20 protein-coding genes and 1 tRNA gene are annotated in these 18,310 nt (G+C 73.9%); 13 read left to right on the forward strand and 8 right to left on the reverse strand.

Translation table 11 applies throughout. The features are described 5' to 3' along the window. Window positions 1-11: 11 nt before the first annotated feature. A complete protein-coding gene (locus BM093_RS22330; RefSeq protein WP_177238638.1) occupies window positions 12-1,319 on the reverse strand; it encodes a geranylgeranyl reductase family protein in 1,308 nt (435 codons plus the stop codon). 94 nt (window positions 1,320-1,413) lie between these two features. Between BM093_RS22330 and BM093_RS22335 the strand changes: the two genes are divergently transcribed. Together BM093_RS22335 and hepT are read left to right on the forward strand one after the other, a co-directional pair. Next, window positions 1,414-1,812 (forward strand): nucleotidyltransferase domain-containing protein, encoded by a 399-nt coding sequence (locus BM093_RS22335; protein ID WP_143105486.1) that lies wholly within the window; start codon window positions 1,414-1,416, stop codon window positions 1,810-1,812. Further along, window positions 1,809-2,228, forward strand: a complete 420-nt coding sequence (gene hepT, locus BM093_RS22340) for a type VII toxin-antitoxin system HepT family RNase toxin (RefSeq protein WP_093348405.1) — start codon at window positions 1,809-1,811, stop codon at window positions 2,226-2,228. The genes BM093_RS22335 and hepT overlap by 4 nt, the downstream gene beginning before the upstream one ends. A gap of 2 nt (window positions 2,229-2,230) precedes the next feature. Here hepT and BM093_RS22345 read toward each other — a convergent pair whose 3' ends face one another. Together BM093_RS22345 and BM093_RS22350 are read right to left on the reverse strand one after the other, a co-directional pair. Continuing rightward, the gene (locus tag BM093_RS22345) at window positions 2,231-2,599 is read right to left on the reverse strand and encodes a PH domain-containing protein (protein ID WP_093348408.1); all 369 of its coding nucleotides are present in this window, start codon (window positions 2,597-2,599) and stop codon (window positions 2,231-2,233) included. A gap of 8 nt (window positions 2,600-2,607) precedes the next feature. Then, window positions 2,608-3,387: a nucleoside phosphorylase gene (locus BM093_RS22350; RefSeq protein ID WP_177238639.1), complete on the reverse strand. Its 780-nt coding sequence runs from the start codon at window positions 3,385-3,387 to the stop codon at window positions 2,608-2,610. Between the two features lie 144 nt (window positions 3,388-3,531). On the opposite strand from BM093_RS22350, the gene BM093_RS37975 reads away from it, so the two are divergent. After that, window positions 3,532-4,848, forward strand: a complete 1,317-nt coding sequence (locus BM093_RS37975; RefSeq protein ID WP_093348410.1) for an LCP family protein — start codon at window positions 3,532-3,534, stop codon at window positions 4,846-4,848. 12 nt (window positions 4,849-4,860) lie between these two features. Here BM093_RS37975 and ku read toward each other — a convergent pair whose 3' ends face one another. Further along, entirely contained in the window at window positions 4,861-5,955 is a 1,095-nt protein-coding gene (gene ku / locus BM093_RS22360) for a non-homologous end joining protein Ku (protein ID WP_093348414.1), read from the reverse strand. A gap of 83 nt (window positions 5,956-6,038) precedes the next feature. Here ku and ligD point away from each other — a divergent pair, with 83 nt between their 5' ends. Together ligD and BM093_RS22370 are read left to right on the forward strand one after the other, a co-directional pair. Next, the gene (gene ligD, locus BM093_RS22365) at window positions 6,039-6,977 is read left to right on the forward strand and encodes a non-homologous end-joining DNA ligase (protein WP_093348417.1); all 939 of its coding nucleotides are present in this window, start codon (window positions 6,039-6,041) and stop codon (window positions 6,975-6,977) included. Between the two features lie 16 nt (window positions 6,978-6,993). Further along, window positions 6,994-7,590: a putative glycolipid-binding domain-containing protein gene (locus BM093_RS22370; RefSeq protein ID WP_093348524.1), complete on the forward strand. Its 597-nt coding sequence runs from the start codon at window positions 6,994-6,996 to the stop codon at window positions 7,588-7,590. 28 nt (window positions 7,591-7,618) lie between these two features. On the opposite strand, the gene BM093_RS22375 is transcribed toward BM093_RS22370, so the two are convergent. From BM093_RS22375 to BM093_RS22385, 3 genes are all read right to left on the reverse strand, one after another. Continuing rightward, entirely contained in the window at window positions 7,619-8,569 is a 951-nt protein-coding gene (locus BM093_RS22375; protein ID WP_177238640.1) for a prephenate dehydrogenase, read from the reverse strand. Between the two features lie 105 nt (window positions 8,570-8,674). Then, the gene (locus BM093_RS22380; RefSeq protein ID WP_093348420.1) at window positions 8,675-9,967 is read right to left on the reverse strand and encodes an amidase; all 1,293 of its coding nucleotides are present in this window, start codon (window positions 9,965-9,967) and stop codon (window positions 8,675-8,677) included. A gap of 51 nt (window positions 9,968-10,018) precedes the next feature. Beyond that, window positions 10,019-11,419: an MFS transporter gene (locus tag BM093_RS22385; RefSeq protein WP_425439189.1), complete on the reverse strand. Its 1,401-nt coding sequence runs from the start codon at window positions 11,417-11,419 to the stop codon at window positions 10,019-10,021. Between the two features lie 259 nt (window positions 11,420-11,678). Here BM093_RS22385 and BM093_RS36100 point away from each other — a divergent pair, with 259 nt between their 5' ends. Then, window positions 11,679-11,822 (forward strand): hypothetical protein, encoded by a 144-nt coding sequence (locus BM093_RS36100; RefSeq protein ID WP_177238641.1) that lies wholly within the window; start codon window positions 11,679-11,681, stop codon window positions 11,820-11,822. On the opposite strand, the gene BM093_RS22390 is transcribed toward BM093_RS36100, so the two are convergent. Beyond that, window positions 11,774-13,000: a M20 metallopeptidase family protein gene (locus BM093_RS22390; RefSeq protein ID WP_093348534.1), complete on the reverse strand. Its 1,227-nt coding sequence runs from the start codon at window positions 12,998-13,000 to the stop codon at window positions 11,774-11,776. The genes BM093_RS36100 and BM093_RS22390 overlap by 49 nt on opposite strands. Before the next feature lie 111 nt (window positions 13,001-13,111). On the opposite strand from BM093_RS22390, the gene BM093_RS22395 reads away from it, so the two are divergent. The 7 genes from BM093_RS22395 to BM093_RS22425 all read left to right on the forward strand — a co-directional run. After that, window positions 13,112-13,627 (forward strand): tRNA adenosine deaminase-associated protein, encoded by a 516-nt coding sequence (locus BM093_RS22395; protein WP_093348427.1) that lies wholly within the window; start codon window positions 13,112-13,114, stop codon window positions 13,625-13,627. After that, on the forward strand, window positions 13,628-14,110 hold the full coding sequence (locus BM093_RS22400; RefSeq protein WP_093348432.1) for a nucleoside deaminase: 483 nt from the start codon (window positions 13,628-13,630) through the stop codon (window positions 14,108-14,110). Between the two features lie 23 nt (window positions 14,111-14,133). Beyond that, window positions 14,134-14,221: transfer RNA gene (locus tag BM093_RS22405), tRNA-Ser, on the forward strand. 165 nt (window positions 14,222-14,386) lie between these two features. After that, window positions 14,387-14,758 carry a hypothetical protein gene (locus tag BM093_RS22410; protein ID WP_093348435.1) on the forward strand — a complete coding sequence of 124 codons (372 nt, stop codon included), beginning with the start codon at window positions 14,387-14,389 and terminating at the stop codon, window positions 14,756-14,758. 310 nt (window positions 14,759-15,068) lie between these two features. Next, window positions 15,069-17,393 carry a molybdopterin cofactor-binding domain-containing protein gene (locus tag BM093_RS22415; RefSeq protein WP_245773714.1) on the forward strand — a complete coding sequence of 775 codons (2,325 nt, stop codon included), beginning with the start codon at window positions 15,069-15,071 and terminating at the stop codon, window positions 17,391-17,393. 14 nt (window positions 17,394-17,407) lie between these two features. Further along, window positions 17,408-17,878, forward strand: a complete 471-nt coding sequence (locus BM093_RS22420; protein ID WP_093348445.1) for a (2Fe-2S)-binding protein — start codon at window positions 17,408-17,410, stop codon at window positions 17,876-17,878. Window positions 17,879-18,009: 131 nt separating this feature from the next. After that, window positions 18,010-18,310 (forward strand): hypothetical protein (locus tag BM093_RS22425; protein ID WP_218162872.1); only part of this gene is annotated, 301 nt, incomplete at its 3' end.

The raw sequence follows: 18,310 nt of genomic DNA on the forward strand, positions 1-18,310 counted from the left end.
GGTGCGCGGGGTCAGCGTGCGGGGGCCGGGGTGCGCAGGTCGGCGGCGGGGAACGGCGGCCGGTCGTCGAGGCGCACCGACAGCTTCCCGGCGGCGCGCCAGGCGCGGGCGGTGAGGTCGCGGTCCTCGTCGGTCACCAGGTTCCCCATCACGCGCAGCGCGACGGTCATCAGCGCCCGCGACCGCATCCCGACCGGGCCGGCCAGCGGCAGCAGCCGCGGGATCGTGATCAGCCCGGCCAGCCGGCGGGCGATCGAGAACGCCTGCCCGTAGTGCGAGCGCAGGGTCGCGGCCCACGCGGGGGAGAGGTCCGCCTCGGTGGCGAGCAGCTCGGCCACCAGCCGGCCGGTCTCCAGGCCGTAGTCGATGCCCTCACCGTTGAGCGGGTTCACGCAGCCCGCCGCGTCGCCGATCAGCGCCCAGTTCGGCCCGGCGACACCGGAGACGGCGCCGCCCATCGGCAGCAGCGCCGACCGCACGAGCTCCACCTCGGGGCCGAGCTCCCAGTCGGCGCGCCGGGCGTCGGCGTAGTGCTTGATCAGGCCGCGCAGCTTGAGGTTGGCCGGGCGGCGGTCGGTCGCCAGCGTGCCGACGCCGATGTTGACCCGGCCGTCGTTCAGCGGGAACAGCCAGCCGTACCCGGCCAGCACCTCGTCGGACGCGCCGCGCAGCTCCAGGTGCGAGCTGATCCAGTCGTCGTCGTGCCGGCCCGAGGTGATGTAGCCGCGGGCGGCGACGCCGTACGCGGTGTCCTGGTGCCACTCCCGGCCGAGCACCCGGCCCAGCGTGGAGCGGGCACCGTCGGCGACGACCAGGCGCCGGCAGCGGACCGAACGGCCGTCGGCGAACACGACCGACTCGACCCGGTCGCCGGCGAACACGACGTCGACCGCCTTCGCGCTCTCCAGCGGTGTCGCGCCGGCGTCGAGCGCGGCGCGGCGGATGCCGGCGTCGAGCTCGGTGCGCGGGATCGCCGACCCGTGCGCCGGCAGCGACCCGCCCGGCCACGGCAGCTCCAGGACCTGGCCGAACCCGTGCGCGCGCAACCCGCGGTTGGTGCCGTGCCCGTCGACCCAGTCGCCGAGGCCGAGCCGGGTGAGCTCGGCGATCGCCCGCGGGGTCAGCCCGTCCCCGCAGGCCTTGTCGCGGGGGAACGTGGCGGAGTCGGCGAGGACGACGTCGCACCCGTGCCGGGCGGCCCACGCCGCCGCCGCCGCACCGGCCGGTCCCGCCCCGACGACCAGGACGTCGGTCTGCTCCGGCCCGGCCGGGGTGGCGTCCGAGTCGGGGGTGCTCGGCGACGAAGCGGAGACGGTCATGGGGCCAGTGTCGCAACCCGCCGTCCGGCGCCGCCGCCGAGCGTGCTCCCGGTCACGACCGCTCACGATGTCCGCAAGTGGCTACGGTGTGGTCATGCCCCGTCCGGAGAGCCTCGACCAGGCGCGGTCCGAGGCCGTGCGCGCCGTCGCGTCCCGGACCCCCGGGCTGGAGCTCCTGGTCCTGCACGGATCCCGCAGCCGCGGCGAGGCCCACCCGGGGTCGGACTGGGACCTGGGGTACCTGGGCGACGTCGATCCCGCCGGGCTCCTGGACGCGATCACGAGCGCGCTCGGCACCGACGCCGTCGACCTCGTCGACCTCGCCCGCACCACCGCCCTGCTCCGGTTCGAGGCCGCGCGGGACGGGATCTGCCTGTACGAGTCGGCCGGAGCCCACCTCGAGTTCGTCCTCGACGCCACCAGGTTCTGGTGCGACGCCGGCCCCGTCATCCGGCGGGCACAGGAGGACGTGCTCGCGGAGCTGGGCCGATGACCCGGGGGATCCGGCCGGAGCTCCTGGCCGAGCGGGCCGCGACCGTCCGCCGTCACCTCGACCGGGTCGCCGACCGGCTGCCGCGGGACCCGGCCGATCTGGCACCCATGACCGACGCCACGGACGCGGTGGTCCTGCATCTCTGGCAGGCGATCCAGGTGGTGATCGACACCGCCATGTCGTCCTGCGTCACGATGGGCCTGGGCTCGCCGGCGACGTACGGCGACGCCTTCCGGGCACTCGGCCGGTACGGCGTCCTGGATGTCGCACTCGCGGAGCGGCTCGCCCGGGCGGCCGCGTTCCGCAACCTCCTCGTCCACGCCTACGGGGAGCTGGACCTCCGCCGGGTGCACGTGATCGCTTCCGAAGGGGAGGCCGACCTGCTCGCCTTCCTCGCGGCGCTGCGCGACGCCTGAGCTCAGGGGCGGGTCAGGTGCCCGAGGATGACGTCGTGCGCGAGGCGGGCCTTGTCGTCGCCCCGGAACTCGACCTCGTAGGTGTGCGACCCGACGGTCACCGAGATCGTGCTGGAGCTCGCGAACCGGCCCAGCACGTTGCGGTCCGCGACGAACGAGACGGTGCCGATCCGCGAGTACGGGATCGAGGTGATCGCCGTCTTCTTCCCGGCGAACGAATTGTCCTGCAGCACCACCCGCAGGTCGGTCAGGCCGAGGAAGCCGGTGCCGGTGCCGACCGCGTCGAGCACGGCGACGATCCGCTCGCCCTCCAGCAGGCCGGCCGCCACCTTGTCCAGCTGGTCACGCTTGTCGAAGACGGGCTCGCTCATGGGTCCCATCATGCCGACGCCCACTCCTCGGCCGCGGCGACGGCCAGGCCGAACAGGCCCGAGCGGGCCTGCCGCGCCGTCGTCCAGCCGCGGTGTTCCCACTCCGGCCCGGCCAGCGAGTCGGCGGCCAGGAACACCTGGCCGTACCCGACCCCGAGCCGCTGCGCGGCCGCGACCAGCGCGGAGGCCTCCATGTCGACGACCGCGCAGCCCTCCTCCCGGCGCCGGGCCACCCGCCGTGGGGTCTCCCGGTAGACGGCGTCGGTGGTCCAGCAGCGCCCCACCACCCACGGCAGCCCGGCCCCGCCCAGCACCCGCTCCAGGGCCGCGACCCCACCGGGATCGGCGTCGAGCGTGCGCGACGGCGGCCGGTAGTGGAACGAGGTGCCCTCGTCACGCAGCACGCTGCCGAGGACCACCGCGTGCCCGAGGGTCAGCTCGGGCAGCAGCGCACCGGCGCCACCGACCCCGACGACGGTCCGCACACCCATTGCGACCAGGTTCTCCAGGAACATCGCCGCGAGCGGTGCCCCGACCCCCGGGTGGAGGACGGCGACCGGCCGGCCGCCCGGCCCGTGCGTGCGCCAGATCGGGGTCCGGCCCAGCTCGGTGCGCAGCACCGACAGCGCGCGGGCGCCGTCGGCCCCCACCCCGTCCACGACCTCGGGGAACCAGCAGAGGACGGCCGTGTCCGGCATGTCCGGCGGGCGCCGCACGACCGACGCGGCCCGGACGACGCCCTCGGCGTCGAGATCGTCCTCGAACAGGGGCAGGGCGGGGAGATCCACCCGGGCGATCCTGCCCGGTCCGTCCCCGCCGAGCTGCGGCCCGGCGGTATCCGGGCCCGGTGCCACCGCCCGCGGTGCCCGCGGCAGTATCGTCGGGATTCGGTCCCGCAACCCCGAGGGGCCGGTCGGGACGGTGGAGCAGGCATGGCCGGAGACTTCCGCGGCCCGCCCCCGGGCGGTGGGCGGCCGCCGCAGGGCGGGCAGCCGCCGCGGCGCGGCGGCAGCCCGGGCTGGGCGAACCAGCCCCGGCGGGGCCCGCTCCCCGGGCACGGCGGCCGCCCGATGCCGCCGCCGTCACCCCCGCAACAACCTCCGCCGCAGCCGCCACCCGCCCGCGGGCGGGGCCCGCTGCGCAAGCCCCCGCCCGGCCGGGCGCCGGGGAACCTGCCACCGGCCGCCCCGCCGCCCCGGGGTGGTGCGGGATCCCGCCCGGCGGGTGCTGCCGGGGCCGGGCCGCCGGCGCACCCCGCGTCGCAGGCCCCGCGGGACGGCCGGGTCACCAAGGGTCCGACGCTGCCCGACTGGCGGCGGATGCGCGGCTCGATGCGCGGCCGCTGGAAGGCCGTCCTGATCGTGCTGCTGGTCGCGATCGTCGGGTTCGGCGTGTACCTCGACCAGAACATGACCCGGGTGGAGGCGCTGCCCGCGGACTCCGAGGCGTCGTCGTCGGGCACGAACTACCTGATCGTGGGCTCGGACAGCCGCGAAGGTCTGTCCGGTGAGGACGCGGAGCGCCTGGCCACCGGCGAGGCCGCGGGCCAGCGCACCGACACGATCATGCTGCTGCACACCGGCAGCTCGGGCAGCGTGCTCGTCTCGATCCCGCGCGACTCGCTGGTCCCGATCCCGGGCCACGGCAACAGCAAGATCAACGCAGCGTTCGCGATCGGCGGCCCGCAGCTGCTGACACAGTCCGTCGAGGAGGCCACGGGCCTGCGGGTCGACCACTACGTCGAGGTCGGCTTCGGCGGTTTCGTCGGTGCGGTGGACGCCGTCGGCGGGGTCGACATGTGCGTCGAGGAGGCCATCGACGACCCGAAGGCCGGGCTCGACATCGAGGCGGGCTGCCAGGAGCTCGACGGCCCGACCGCGCTGGGCTACGTCCGTACCCGGGCCACGGCGGGGTCGGACTTCGACCGGGTGCAGCGCCAGCGCGAGTTCCTCTCCGCGCTGCTCGGCAAGGCGACCAGTCCGCTGACGCTGATCAACCCGTTCCGGATGGTGCCGCTCGCGTCGGCGGTCACCGACACGATCACCGTCGACGACGGCGACCACATCTGGAACCTCGCCGGGCTGGCCTGGGGGATGAAGGGCGTCGCAGGCGGCGACGGGGTTCAGACCACCGTGCCGATCGGCGGCTCCAGCGGCTCCGGCCTGAAGTGGGACCGCAGCCGGTCGCAGGAGCTGTTCGGCGCGCTGCAGCAGGACGAGGCGCCGCCGGCGTCGAGCTTCGGGCCCTGAGCGGGCCGGGGGTCAGGCGGACTTCTTCGACCGGCGCCGCGTGGTGGTCGTCTTCGACCCGCCGCCCTCGGTGCCGGTCGCGGCCGTCTCCTTCTCCTCGGTGGCCTTCTTCGACCGGGACTGCGTCGTCGACCGGGAGCGGGTCGCGCCCGAGCCGGTCTTCGCCGAGCCGGTCTTCGCCGAGCCGGATTTCGCCGAGCCGGACTTCGCGGCCGACGAGCCACCCGACGACGCGCTGCGAGACGACGAGCTGCGAGACGACGAGCTGCGAGACGACGAGCTGCGAGACGACGAGCCGCCCGACGACGAGGACGCCGAGCCGGACGACGACCGCGCCGCGTCCACACTGGCCTGCAGCGCGGACAGCAGGTCGCTCATCGAGTCGGCGCTCTCGTCGGTCTTCTCCGCGGCCGGGGCCGGGCGGGCGTCGCCGTGGGTCTTCTTCTCCTCGATCAGGTCGACCATCGCGTCGCGGTACTCGTCGTGGAACTCGGACGGGTCGAAGTCCGCGCCCATGCTCTCGACCAGCGACGACGCCATCTGCAGCTCCTGGGGCCGCAGCTCGACGTCGGTGTCGAGGATGTCGAACTCCGGCTCGCGCACCTCGTCCGGCCAGATCATGGTCTGCAGGACGATCGCCTTGTCCCGCACCCGCAGCAGCGCCAGCGTCTCGCGCTGGCGCAGCGCCACCTTCACCACGGCGGTCCGGTCGGTCTCGTTGAGCGCCTCGCGCAGCAGCGCGTAGGGCTTCGCGGCCTTCGTCTCCGGTTCGAGGTAGTAGCTCTTGTCGAACAGCAGCGGGTCGATCTGGTCGTTCGGCACGAACTCGATCACGTCGATCTCGTGCCCGGTCGAGACCGGCAGCGAGGCCAGGTCGTTCTCGTCCAGGGTGATCAGCTCGCCCTCGGGCGTCTCGAAGCCCTTGACGATGTCGGCGTAGGACACCTCCTCGCCGCACACCTCGCAGGTCCGCTTGTACCGGATCCGGCCGCCGTCCTCACCGTGCACCTGGTGGAAGCGCACGTCGTGGTTGGACGTCGCCGAGTAGACCTTGATCGGGACGCTGACCAGCCCGAACGACACGGCCCCGCTCCAGATCGCGCGCATGTGGCGTTCCCCCTCCGTGGCCCGGCCGGACCACGTCGCGTGGCGCGGCGGACGGTCGGTGACAGCATGACGGTGTGTTGCCCATGCTCGCCACCCCCGGACCGCTCCCGACCGGTCCCGGCTGGTCGTTCGAGGTCAAGTGGGACGGCATGCGCGTGCTCGCCTCGGTCACCGAGGGCGCGGCCGGTGCCGGGCGGACACTGTCCCTGCGTACCCGATCCGGCCGGGACGTCACGCCGAATTTCCCCGAGCTCGCCGATCTGGTGACGCTCGCCCCGGACGTCGTGCTCGACGGCGAGGTGGTGCTGCTCGACGCCGGCGTGCCCAGCTTCGCCGCGCTCGCGCACCGGATGCAGGGGGTGGTGGACCCGGCGGCCGCCCGGCGCCGCCCGGTCACGTTCATGGTGTTCGACGTGCTGCGGCTCTACGGGGTCGCGCTGCTCGACCGGCCGCTCGCCGAGCGGCGCGCCACCCTGGAACGGCTCGACCTGCCTGGACTCGCGCACGTCGAGGCGTCCCCGCTGTACCCGGACGGTGCGGCGCTGCTCGACGTCACCGCGCAGCGCGGACTGGAGGGCGTCGTGGCGAAGCGGGAGACCTCGCCCTACCGGCCGGGCCGGCGCAGTCCCGACTGGGTCAAGGTCGCGCACCGGCACTCGCAGAGCTGCCTGGTCGGCGGGTGGCGTCCGGAGAAGGGCGGGCGTGCGCGGATCGGGGCCCTGCTGCTGGGCGTCCCCGGGCCGGACGGGCTGGAGTTCGCCGGTCGCGCCGGGTCCGGACTGGCCGGGTCCGCGGTGCAGCAGGTGCTCGCGGCCCGGCTCGGGCCGTTAACCGCGCAGGCCTCCCCGTTCGCGACCACGATCCCGCGGGTGGACGCGGCGGGGGCGCGCTGGTGCACGCCGTCGGTGGTGGTGGAGATCGCCCACCTCGGGTGGACGTCGGCGGGGCGGCTGCGCCAGCCGGTCGTCCGTGGGGTGCGCGACGACGTCGACCCCGCCGAGGTACGGCGGGAGCCGGGCTGATGACACGGTGGTGGGCATGGCGCTCATGCTGAGCTGGCGGTCCGGCCCGGGGACCGACGGTGCGACCGGCCTCGAGTCCGCCCGGATCACGACGTCCGGCGGCGGGTTCCGGGCGGTCGGCCGGATGATCCGCGGTACCGCGGACGGCGTGCTGACCGCGTCCTACCGGCTCGTCGTGGCCGGTGACGGCACGCTGTCCCGGCTGGCGGTCGACGTGGCGACCGCGGCCGGCGAGCAGCAGGTGACGATCAGCCGCAGCACCGACGGCGTCTGGCTGGTCGACGACGGGTCCGGCGGCACCCGCGGTGCGTTCGGCGGCGCGTGCGACGCCGCTCTCGCTTGCAGCCCGGTGTTCGCCGCGCTGCCGGTGCGCCGGCTGGGCCTGCACCGCGACCCGGCGGAGCACGTGCTGCCGACGGTGTCGGTGGACCTGCCGACGCTCGCGGTGGCCGCCACCGAGCGGACCTACCGCACGGTGCGGGCGGGTACCGGCACCGAGCCCGCCGTGGTCGCGCTCGCCGCGGGCGGGCCCCCGGCAGAGCTCACGGTCGACGCGGACGGTTTCGTCCTCGACCATCCCGGTACGGCCTCGCGGGCCGGGCTCGGGGCGTAGCGACCGGGCCGGGCCCGGGCGTGCGGGCTCAGGACTTCGGGGGTTCCAGCACGTCGCCCCGGCGGCCCAGCTCGCGCAGCTCGGCGAGCACGGCCGCCGGGTCGCCGTCGAAGGAGACCGGCAGCTCCAGGGGCTCCCGGGTGGACGCCCACCGCATCCGCGCCTCGTGCCCGGAGTGCACGGTGGCGGCGAGCCCGCCGGTGGAGGCCAGCGCCCCGCGCATCGCCCCGAGCCGGCCCAGCGCGTCGTCGACGGCGGCGAGCAGCGCGGCCCGGTTCCCCTCGCACATCGCGAGCACCAGCTCCGGGCGGGTCCCGGCGACCCGGGTGCCGTCGGCGAACGAGCTCGCCGACAGCGCCAGGGCGAGGTCGTCACCCTGCTCGCCGGCGCCCACCGAGGCGAGCACGGCGGCGAACAGGTGCGGCAGGTGCGAGATCCGGGCGACGGCGATGTCGTGCTCGTCGGCGGCCGAGGGCACGACGCGCGCCCCGCAGGCCCAGGCCAGCCCGGCGACGTCCCGCCAGACCTCGAGGTCCGCACCGTCGTCGGCGGCGACCACCCAGGCCGCCCCCTCGAAGAGGTCCGTGGTCCCGGCCGCCCAGCCGGACTCGGCGGTGCCGGCCATCGGGTGCCCGCCGACGTAGCGGGCGCGCGGGGCGAACTCGGCGACGGCGTCGGCGACCGCGACCTTCACGCTCACCGCGTCGGTCAGCCGGCAGGTGGGTGCGACGGCGTCGACGCGGCGCAGCACCGGCTCCAGCGCGGTCAGCGGGACGGCGACCACCACCAGGGCGTCGGCCTCGGCGGCCCGGGCCAGCGCGGCGTCGGTGTCGGTGGTGACGTCGAACCCGTCGGCGACGGCCGCGGCCGCGGTGGCCTCGGACGCCGCCGTGCCCCAGACGGTCCGTCCGGCGCGTGCGGCGGCGCGCATCAGCGATCCGCCGATCAGCCCGGTCCCCAGCACGCACACCGCTCGCATGCGTCCGAAGCGTAGAGACCGCCGGTGGCCCGTCCGCTCACGCCCCGGGGCCCGGGCCCGCCGGGCCGCGCGGGGAGATCCGCCGGCCGACCTCGATGCTCCGGGTCAGAGCCGGTTCGCGAGCGCCCCGGCGAGCTCGAGCAGGTCGGCCTCGCCCACGGTCACCCCGGCGAGCTGGATCCCCGCGGGCAGCCCCGGGACGGGGACGGGCACGGCCACCACGGGCAGGTCCAGCAGGTTGAACGGTGACGTCGTCTCCAGCATCGACGGCCGTACCGGCGCGCCGGCGACCTCGGTCGCGCCGATCGGGGTGGCCCGCAGCCGCGTCGTCGGGCACAGCAGCACGTCGCAGTCGAGCTGCGCCGGCAGGGCCGCGGACAGCCGGGCCCGGGCGCGCCGGGCGTCCACGTAGGTGTGTGCGGGGCCGTCGGCGTGCGGGGCCAGCCGGTCCGCGGTGGCCGGCTGGTACTCGTCGCGCCGGGTGGTGAACCACTCCCGGTGGGTCGCCCAGGCCTCCGCGCCGACGATCACCGGGTAGGTGGCGGCGAGCTCCGCGACGCCGGGGGTGCCCTGGTCGGCGACCGGGTGCCCGAGCCCGGCCAGTGCCGCGGCCGCGGCGTCCACGGCGTCGCCCAGCACCGGGTCGTGCGGGCGCCACCAGTCACCGCGTGCGACCCCGATGCGCAGCGGGCCGCCGCCCGCCCCGGAGCGGGCCGGACCGCCGAGCGCCGCCCGTGCCACGGCCAGCGACGCCGCGTCGGCGGCGAGGAGCCCGACCGTGTCGAAGGACTCCGCGAGCGGGAACACCCCGGCCCCGGGCAGGGCGCCGCGGCGCGGCTTCAGCCCCGCCACCCCGCACAGCGCGGCCGGGGTCCGCACGCTCGCCCCGGTGTCGGTGCCGACGGTCAGCGCGAGGTGCCCGGCCGCGACGGCCGCCGCCGAGCCGGAGGACGACCCGCCCGTCACCCGCGACAGGTCGTGCGGGTTGCGGGCGGGGCCGGTCGCGGCGACGTCACCGACCGGGCCGTAGGCGAACTCGTGGGTGTGCAGCTTCCCGACGACGACGGCGCCGGCCGCCCGCAGCATCGCCACCACCGGGGCGTCCGCCCCGGCCGGGGCCGCCCCGGCCAGCAGCCGCGACCCGCAGCGGGTCGGCAACCCCTCGACGTCGATCAGGTCCTTGATCCCGACGGCGACCCCGTGCAGCGGCCCGGCCCGCTCACCGCGGGCCGACAGCGCGGTCAGCTCCGCGGCGCGGGACCGGGCCCGCTCGGCGTCGAGCTCGATCACGCAGTTGGTCTCGTCGCGCTCCAGCCGGGCGAGGACGTCGTCCACGTGCTCGGTGGGGGAGAGCTCACCGGAGGTCAGGGCCTGCAACAGGGCGGGGAGCGACAGCACGCGTGCAGCGTGCCGCCGCTCCCCGCAGGAGGACAAGCGATCAGTGCGTGGTCATCGGTGCCCGGCGCGGGCGAGCTCCCGCGCCTCCTCCTCGCTGGACGCGGCCGGCTGCGACCCGCGCAGCGGCCGGCCGTTGGTCTCGGGCAGGAACCACAGCGTCACGGCGCCGACGACGCCGGCGGCGATCAGGTAGTAGCCGGGCCAGAGCAGGTCCCCGGTGGTGAGCACGAGTGCGCTCATGACCAGCGACACCGTCCCGGCGAAGGCCGACACGAACAGGTTGAACGCGATCGACAGGCCGCCGTAGCGGATCTCGGTCGGGAACACCGCGGGCAGCGTCGAGGGGCTGGTCGAGGAGAAGCAGATCAGCAGCCCGCCCATCAGCACGAGCCCGAGCAGCACCGAGGGCACCGAGCCGTTCTGCATCAGCAGGATCATCGGAACGCCCAGGACGATCAGCCCGCCCGCGCCGGTCCACATGATCGGCTTGCGGCCGACCCGGTCGGAGAGCCTGCCCAGGAACGGGATGACCAGCACGGCCACCCAGAGCACGGCGATCTGCAGCCACGCCGAGGTGGTCGAGTCGATCGGCGTGCCGCCGTGAGCGGCGACGTCGTCCTCCAGGTAGGTCGGCATGTAGCTGGTGAGCATGTAGTTCGTGACGTTCCAGGCGACGACGATGCCGCCGACCATCATGAACGTCGGCAGGTAGCGGGTGAAGATCAGCCGGAAGCCGTCCTTGACCTCGGTGCCCTCGCGCTCCTCCGACTGCGAGAGCAGGGTCTGGAAGGCCGGCGTCTCCTCCAGCCGCACCCGCAGGTAGACCCCGACGATGCCCAGCGGCAGCGCGACGAAGAACGGGATCCGCCAGCCCCAGGACGACATGAACTCCTCGCTGAAGACCAGCGGGAGGACCGAGGCGACGGTCGCGCCGAAGGCGTAGCCGACGAAGGTCCCCAGCTCCAGGAAGCTGCCGAAGTACCCGCGGCGACGGTCCGGGCTGTACTCGGCGATGAAGGTCATCGCGCCGGCGTACTCGCCACCGGTGGAGAAGCCCTGCACCACGCGCGCGCAGACCAGCAGGATCGGTGCGGCGATGCCGATCGTGGCGTAGGAGGGGATGAGTCCCATCAGGAACGTCCCGAACGCCATCATGATCACGGTGATCGAGAGGACCTTCGTGCGCCCGATGCGGTCCCCGAGCGGGCCGAAGAACAGCCCGCCCAGCGGACGGAAGAAGAAGGCGACGGCGAACGTCGCGAACACCGCGACCTTCGCCAGCGGCCCCTCCGGGAAGAACTGCGCCTCGATGGTCGTGGCCAGGTAACCGTAGACACCGAAGTCGAACCATTCGGTGATGTTGCCGACCGCTGCCGCGGCGACGGCCCGTTTCATGGTGGCCCGGTCGGTCACGGTGACGCCCGAAGTACCCCCACCAGTGTGTTCGTCCACGTCGATCCCCCTGACGACATCATCCGGAAACGATGCTTACGTTACGAAACGATCGCTTCGTGGTGATGCGTCCGATTTCGTGAGTGGTTTCTCCGGACGTTAGTCATGGCAACCGGAAACGGCACATCGGAGGGGTGCCGACCTGTGACGGACCTCATTGTCACCGGTGGGGATCTGCCGGGCGACGCGGCGGCGTATGGCTGGAAGAATTGGTGGTGGGCGCAGTCAGCGTCGACGATCAGGGTGAGGAGGAGCCGTCATGGCGACCGTTTTCATGTCGATCATCGCGAGCACGGGAGCAGGCCTGGCGGTGACCACCGCACTGGCCGCGTACGCGCAGCGCAACTGGAAGGGCTACGGCCGTTCCGGCGCCGTGAGCGCCGCCAGCGCCAGCCCCGCGTAGACCGCGACACCGGCCGGGAACGCCGCCTCGTCGAACACCACCCGGTTGGAATGGTTCGGGGCGGCGTCGCCCGGCGCGACCCCGGCCGGCCGGGCCCCGAGGAACGCCAGCGACCCGGGCACCCGGGCCAGCACGTAGGCGAAGTCCTCGGCCCCCATCAACGGGTCCGTCATCGCCACGCAGGCGTGCCGCCCGAGCACCTTCTCGCCCACCCGGACCAGCGAGGAGGTGGCCTGGGGGTCGTTCACCGCGACCGGGTAGCCGGGCTCGATCTCGACCTCGGCGGTGCACCCGTACGCGGCGGCCAGGTGCCGGCAGTGCTCGGTGATCTCCCGGTGCAGCAGTGCCCGGACCGGCTCGGACAGGGTGCGCAGCGTCGCGGTCAGCTGCGCGGTCTCCGGGATGACGTTGTCGGTGGTGCCCGCCTCGATGCGGGCGACGGTGAGCACCGCGGGCTGGTGCGGCCCGACCCGGCGGGTGAGCACGGTCTGCAGGCCGCCGACCATCGCGGCAGCGGGCGGGACCGGGTCGCAGGCGTCCTGCGGCGCCGACGCGTGCCCGCCCCGGCCGGTCACCGTCACCCGCACCCGATCGGCCGCGGCCATGATCGGGCCCGTGCGGTGGTGCAGCTGCCCGCTCGGGACGGTCGAGGAGATGTGCAGCGCGTAGGCCAGCTCCGGCCCGTCGTCCAGCAGCCCTTCCTCGATCATCCGCCGGGCGCCGTGGAAGCCCTCCTCGCCCGGCTGGAAGGCGAGCAGGACCCGGCCGGCGATCCGGTCCCGGTACCCGGCCAGCAGGCGCGCGGCGGAGGCGAGCATCGCGGTGTGGGTGTCGTGGCCGCAGGCGTGCATCGCACCGTCGACGCCGGAGGCGAAGTCCAGGCCGGTGTCCTCGTGCAGCGGCAACGCGTCCATGTCCCCGCGCAGCAGCACCGTCGGGCCGGACCGCCCGCCCTCCAGCACGGCGACCACCGAGCCGCACGACCGGCTCGTGCGGACCGACACCGGCAGGTCCGCCAGCGCGTGCAGCACGGCGTCGCGGGTGCGGGGCAGCGCCAGCCCGAGCTCCGGCGTCCGGTGCAGCTCCCGGCGCAGCGCGACGGTGCGCGGCTGCAGGGCACGCGCGGAGCTCAGCAGGCCATCGGGCAGCCCGGCGACGGACGCGGGAGTGATCGGCATGGACCGATCGTCGCCCACGACCGGCCGCCGGGCGACCAGCGGCGGCGATGTGACCACGCATACCTGGTCGTGGCGTGGCTCACAACGCTCTCGCGACGTACCGTATCGGGCGTGCCCACCCAGAGCGTCGAGGCCACCCCGGACACCCGGGGCGCCGCCCTTCCCGGATTCGCGGTCGCCGCGATCCGCGAGGAGGGCAAGTGGCGTTGTGTCCAGCTCGACCCGGTAGCCCTGGTCGATCTCGACGCGGCGATCACCGCGCTACGCGCGCAGCGGTCGACCGGGGCCGTGCTCGGCCTCCTCGACGTCGACGACGAGTTCTTCGTCCTGCTGCGGCCCTCGCCGGGCGGGGTGCGGATGCTGATCTCCGACGCGGCCGCCGCGCTGGACTACGACGTCGCGGCCGACGTGCTCGACCTGCTGCGGGTCGAGCTCCCGCCGGACGACGACGTGCTCGACGACCCCTGGCCCGAGGGGGACCTCGGGATCGTGAGCGATCTCGGCCTGCCCGCCGACGAGCTGGAGATCCTGGTCGAGGACCTGGACCTGTACCCGGACGAGCAGCTCGACACGATCGCCCGGCGCTGCGGCTTCGCCGCGGAGCTCGACGAGCTGGTCAACTCCTGAGTGTTCCGCCCGGCCGACGAGCGCGCGCTGGGGCGGGCCCTGGAGGTGGCGCGGGCGGCGCCCGCGACCGGTGACGTCCCGATCGGTGCGGTGGTCCTCGCCGCCGACGGCACCGAGCTGGCCGCCGCCTGCAACGCCCGGGAGGCGCTCGGCGACCCGACCGCGCACGCCGAGGTGCTGGCCCTGCGCGCCGCGGCCCGGGTCGTGGGCGAGTGGCGGCTGACCGGCACCACCCTCGCCGTGACCGTCGAACCGTGCACGATGTGCGCCGGCGCGATCGGGCTGGCCCGGGTCGACCGGGTCGTGTTCGGGGCCTGGGAGCCGAAGACCGGCGCCGCGGGTTCGCTGTGGGACGTGCTGCGCGACCGTCGGCTGGCGCACCGACCGGAGGTCGTCGGCGGCATCCGCGCAGGTGAGGCCGCCGCCCAGCTCGAGTCGTTCTTCGCCGCCCACCGGGACCGCCCCCCGGACCGATCGGCGTGAGGGCGTTTAGTAGCCTTCTCGGCGGTAGCGTGTCCGAGCGGCCGAAGGAGCGCGCCTCGAAAGCGCGTGAGGTTCACGCCTCCGTGGGTTCGAATCCCACCGCTACCGCCACCCGGGAAGCCGGGCCCCGATCGGGGCCCGGCTTCCGGTCGTTCCGGAGGAGTTCTCCGGGACGTCCGACCACGGTCGGACGTCCCGGATCAGCCCCCGCTCCGATGTGCACACCCCCGCTCCGGCGCGATCCTGGTGTCACCGCACAGGGAGAAGGAGCAGGAGATGACCACCATGACCGCCGACCCGCAGCGCCCGGCCCCGCGACCCGGCGACCCGGACGCCTACCCCGTCCTCACCGTCCTGATGCTGATGCTCGGCGGCTTCGTGCTCCCGGTCGTCGGCTGGCTCGCCGGTGTCGTGATGCTGTGGACCGGGCGGGCCTGGACCGTCGGGGAGAAGTGGCTGGGGACGCTCGTGTGGCCGGCGGTGGTCGGCGTGCCCGGGGGCCTGCTGGTCGTCTCCGTCCTCGTGGGCGGCCAGGGGAACGGCGCTCCGGCGTGGACGATCGTCGCCGCCGGTGTGCTGGGTGTGCTCGGCGTCGTCGTGCTGCTGCCGTGGACGTTCGTGCGGCTGCTGCGGGCCGGTCGCCGGTGATCGGCCCTACCCACCGAGGTGGGTGCCGACGCTCACCCGAAGGGGTCATCGCCAACGTCGCCGGGCAACCGGTTAATGCGGGTTAACGTGGCCTGTGTCATCCGCATCTGCGGATGAAGCAAGGCTCACCTGACCTGAGGTGACCTGCGAGTAGTTGCGTCGTCACGGAACGCCGTGCGGAACACCGGGGGCCGGAACCCTCGCATCGCGTCCCGCACCTCGGCGCCGCGGGCCTCGTTCGCCTCCCGACGGACTCCGGTGGGCGGCTCCCCCTGCATCACAGCCCCCGGAGGTGATGGAGAGGACGACGATGTCTGCCCCGACACGTGCACCCAAGGAACGCCGCGACGTCAGCCGTCGCCGCTTCCTCGGCTACCTGGTCGCTGCGCCCACGCTGGTCGTCGCCGCCGAGCTCGGCCGCCAGCAGCTGTTCGCCCCGCCCGGGGCCTCGGCGGCGGCGATCCCCTCGCCGCCGCAGGTCGCCGACGCCTACGACCTGCTCGACGCGATCCGCGACACCGCCCGCCCGACCGCGAACCTGGTGAAGGTCGAGGTCAACCGGGACGGCACCGTCTCGTTCGCGCTGCCCCGCTCCGACAACGGCCAGGGCATCATCACCTCGACCGCGATGATCATCGCCGAGGAGATGGACCTCGAGCCCGAGCAGGTGAACGTCACGCTCGCGGACTCGCGCCCGGAGCTGGTGTTCAACCAGCTCACCGGGGGGTCCAGCACGACGTTCTCGACGTTCACCCCGATCCGGGTCGCGGCCGCCATCGCCAAGGGTGCGCTGCTCGACGCCGCCGCCCACCTCCTCGGGCAGGACGTCGACACGCTCACCAGCCGCGCCGGCCTGATCACCGGTGCCGGCGGCAGCGCGATCCCGTTCTCCGAGCTCACCGAGGCCGCGGCCACCGACGTGACCAAGCAGGTCGAGGTCGCGCTCAAGCCGCGCGAGGAGTTCTCGATCATCGGGACGGAGCGCGGCAAGTCCGACGCGCGCGCGATCGTCACCGGCAAGAAGCAGTTCCTCGCCGACATGAAGGTGCCGGACGCGCTGCCGACCGTCATCTGCCGCGGGCCGAACCTGAACTCCGAGCCGCTGAGCGTCGCGAACGCCGACGAGGTCCGGAACATGCCCGGCATCACCGACGTGGAGATGGTGAGCACCGGCGTCGCGGTCCGCGCCGCGACCACCGGCCAGGCCATCGACGGTGTCAACGCGCTGCGTGTGGAGTGGGACGGCGGCACCGTCGAGGGTGAGAACGACGAGTCCGTGCTCGAGAAGGTCCGCGCCGCCGAGCTGCCGCTGGCCGTGCCGTCGGTCCCGGGCGAGACCGTCGAGGGCGACTTCACGTTCTACTTCCGCAGTAACTCCGCGCTCGAGACGAACATGGCGATCGCCGACGTCCGGGACGGGTCGGCCGAGATCTGGTCCGCGCTGAAGGTCCCGATCACGGTCCAGCACGACATCGCCGAGCAGCTCGGCATGCCGGTCAACGCGGTGACCCTGCACGTCGTGGAGGGCGGTGGCTCCTTCGGGCGCCGGCTGTTCGGCGACGCGGCCAAGGAGGCCGCTGAGGTCTCGCAGAAGCTGGGCAAGCCGGTGAGCCTGATCTGGACCCGCGCCGACGACTCCCGCCAGGGCCGCACGCACCCGATGGCCACCTCGCGGATCCGGGCCGTCGTGGCCGGCGAGTCGGTGGTCAGCTTCGAGCAGCGCCACACCAGCGTCACCACCGACTTCGGGCACGGTCTAGGTGACGCGGCCACCGCGGCTGCGGCCAAGCTGCCGCTGGGCGCGGTCGGGTTCTCCGAGGCGATCTGGGAGCTCACCCAGACCACCCCGTACGACTTCGGCGCCCAGACCCGCGTTCTGTCCGAGGTCGACCTGCGGTTCAACACCAGCTCGATGCGCAACGTGTACTCCCCGGACGTGTGCACCGCGCGCGACCTGATCGTCGACCAGATCGCGGCGAAGATGGGCAAGGACTCCTACGAGTTCCGCCGCGAGTTCCTGCGCGACGACGCCATGCGCGCCGTGCTGGACAAGGTCGCGGAGGAGGGGAACTGGGGCCGCTCCATGGAGGAGGGCACCGCCCAGGGCATCGGCTTCCACATCGAGTACAAGAGCTTCGCCGCCTGCCTGGTCGAGCTGGACTGTCGGCCTGAGACGGTGAACCGCGAGATCCGCTCGGCCCGCACCGGGCCGCGCGTCACCAAGGTCGTCTTCGCCAGCGACGGCGGACTGATCATCAACCCGCTCGGCTACAAGGCCCAGGTCATGGGCGGGATCAACGACGGCATCGCGATGACGCTGACCTCGAGCCTGCACCTCGAGGACGGGCACTTCATCGAGGCGAGCTGGGACAACTACTTCTACACCCGCCAGTGGAACACCCCGCTGGACATGCAGATCTTCATCGTCGACAGCGGACGCCCGGAGCCGGGCGGCGTCGGTGAGCTCGCGGTGGCGCCGACCTGCGGTGCGATCGCCTGTGCCTACGCGCGGGCGACGGGGACGGTGCCGGAGTACTTCCCGATCCTGCACAAGGAGCCGCTGCCGTTCGAGCCGTACCCGACGGTGCCGCCGATCCCGCCGTCGCCGACCAACGGCCTCGAGATGGCCCGCTAGGAGGACCCGAGCTCATGTCGACACATACTTTCAAGGTCAACGGCGAGACCGTGACCGTCGATGTCGAGGACGACGTGCGGATGTTGTGGGTCCTGCGCGACGTCCTCGGGATCACCGGCCCGAAGTACGGCTGCGGGATCAACGTGTGCAAGGCCTGCACCAGTCATGTCAACGGCAAGGCGTTCAACCCGTGTTCGGTGCCGGTGGGGGCGATCTCGGAGTCCGATGAGATCACCACGATCGAGGGTCTGGCCGACGGGGACACCCTGCATCCGATGCAGGAGGCCTGGATCGACAACGATGTGGCGCAGTGCGGGTACTGCCAGCCGGGTCAGATCATGGCGGCGGTGGCGTTGGTGAAGCGGTGTGAGGCCGAGGGTCGGGACATCGACGACGAGGCCCTGGACGAGATCCGCAACATCTGCCGGTGCGGTACCTACAACCGCATCCGGGAAGCGATCAAGGCCGGCGCCGACAACATGTGAGACGGCGCCACCGTGACCGCCGCCCGGGCTCCCGGCGGCGGTCACGGTGCGCCTTCGCGGGCCACCGGCCGCGGACGTACGGCACCGCGGTGCCGTGCGGGGAATGCTCCCCGAACCGAAGGACGGATGCGATGAACAACCGGATGCGACGCTCGTTGGTCGCCGTCGGCGCCCTGGGTGCCGTGGCGTTCCCGCTGGCCGGGATGGCGGCCGCGGAGGAGGGTGACGGGCACGGCTACCCGAGTACGCAGAGCCCGACCCAGGCGGTGGACGCGGTCGGTGCCATCGGTGGCACGGCCGGGTACGGCGTGCTGGACGCGGCCGACAGCTACTCGCCGGGCAACCGGCCCGAGGGCGTGGCCGGGACCGAGGTCGAGTTCCCGGCACTGACCCCGGGCTACGCCGAGGGCCCGGTGGGTGGCCTGCTCAACG

The sequence above is a fragment of the Pseudonocardia ammonioxydans genome, from assembly GCF_900115005.1.
Taxonomy (GTDB): Bacteria; Actinomycetota; Actinomycetes; order Mycobacteriales; family Pseudonocardiaceae; genus Pseudonocardia; species Pseudonocardia ammonioxydans.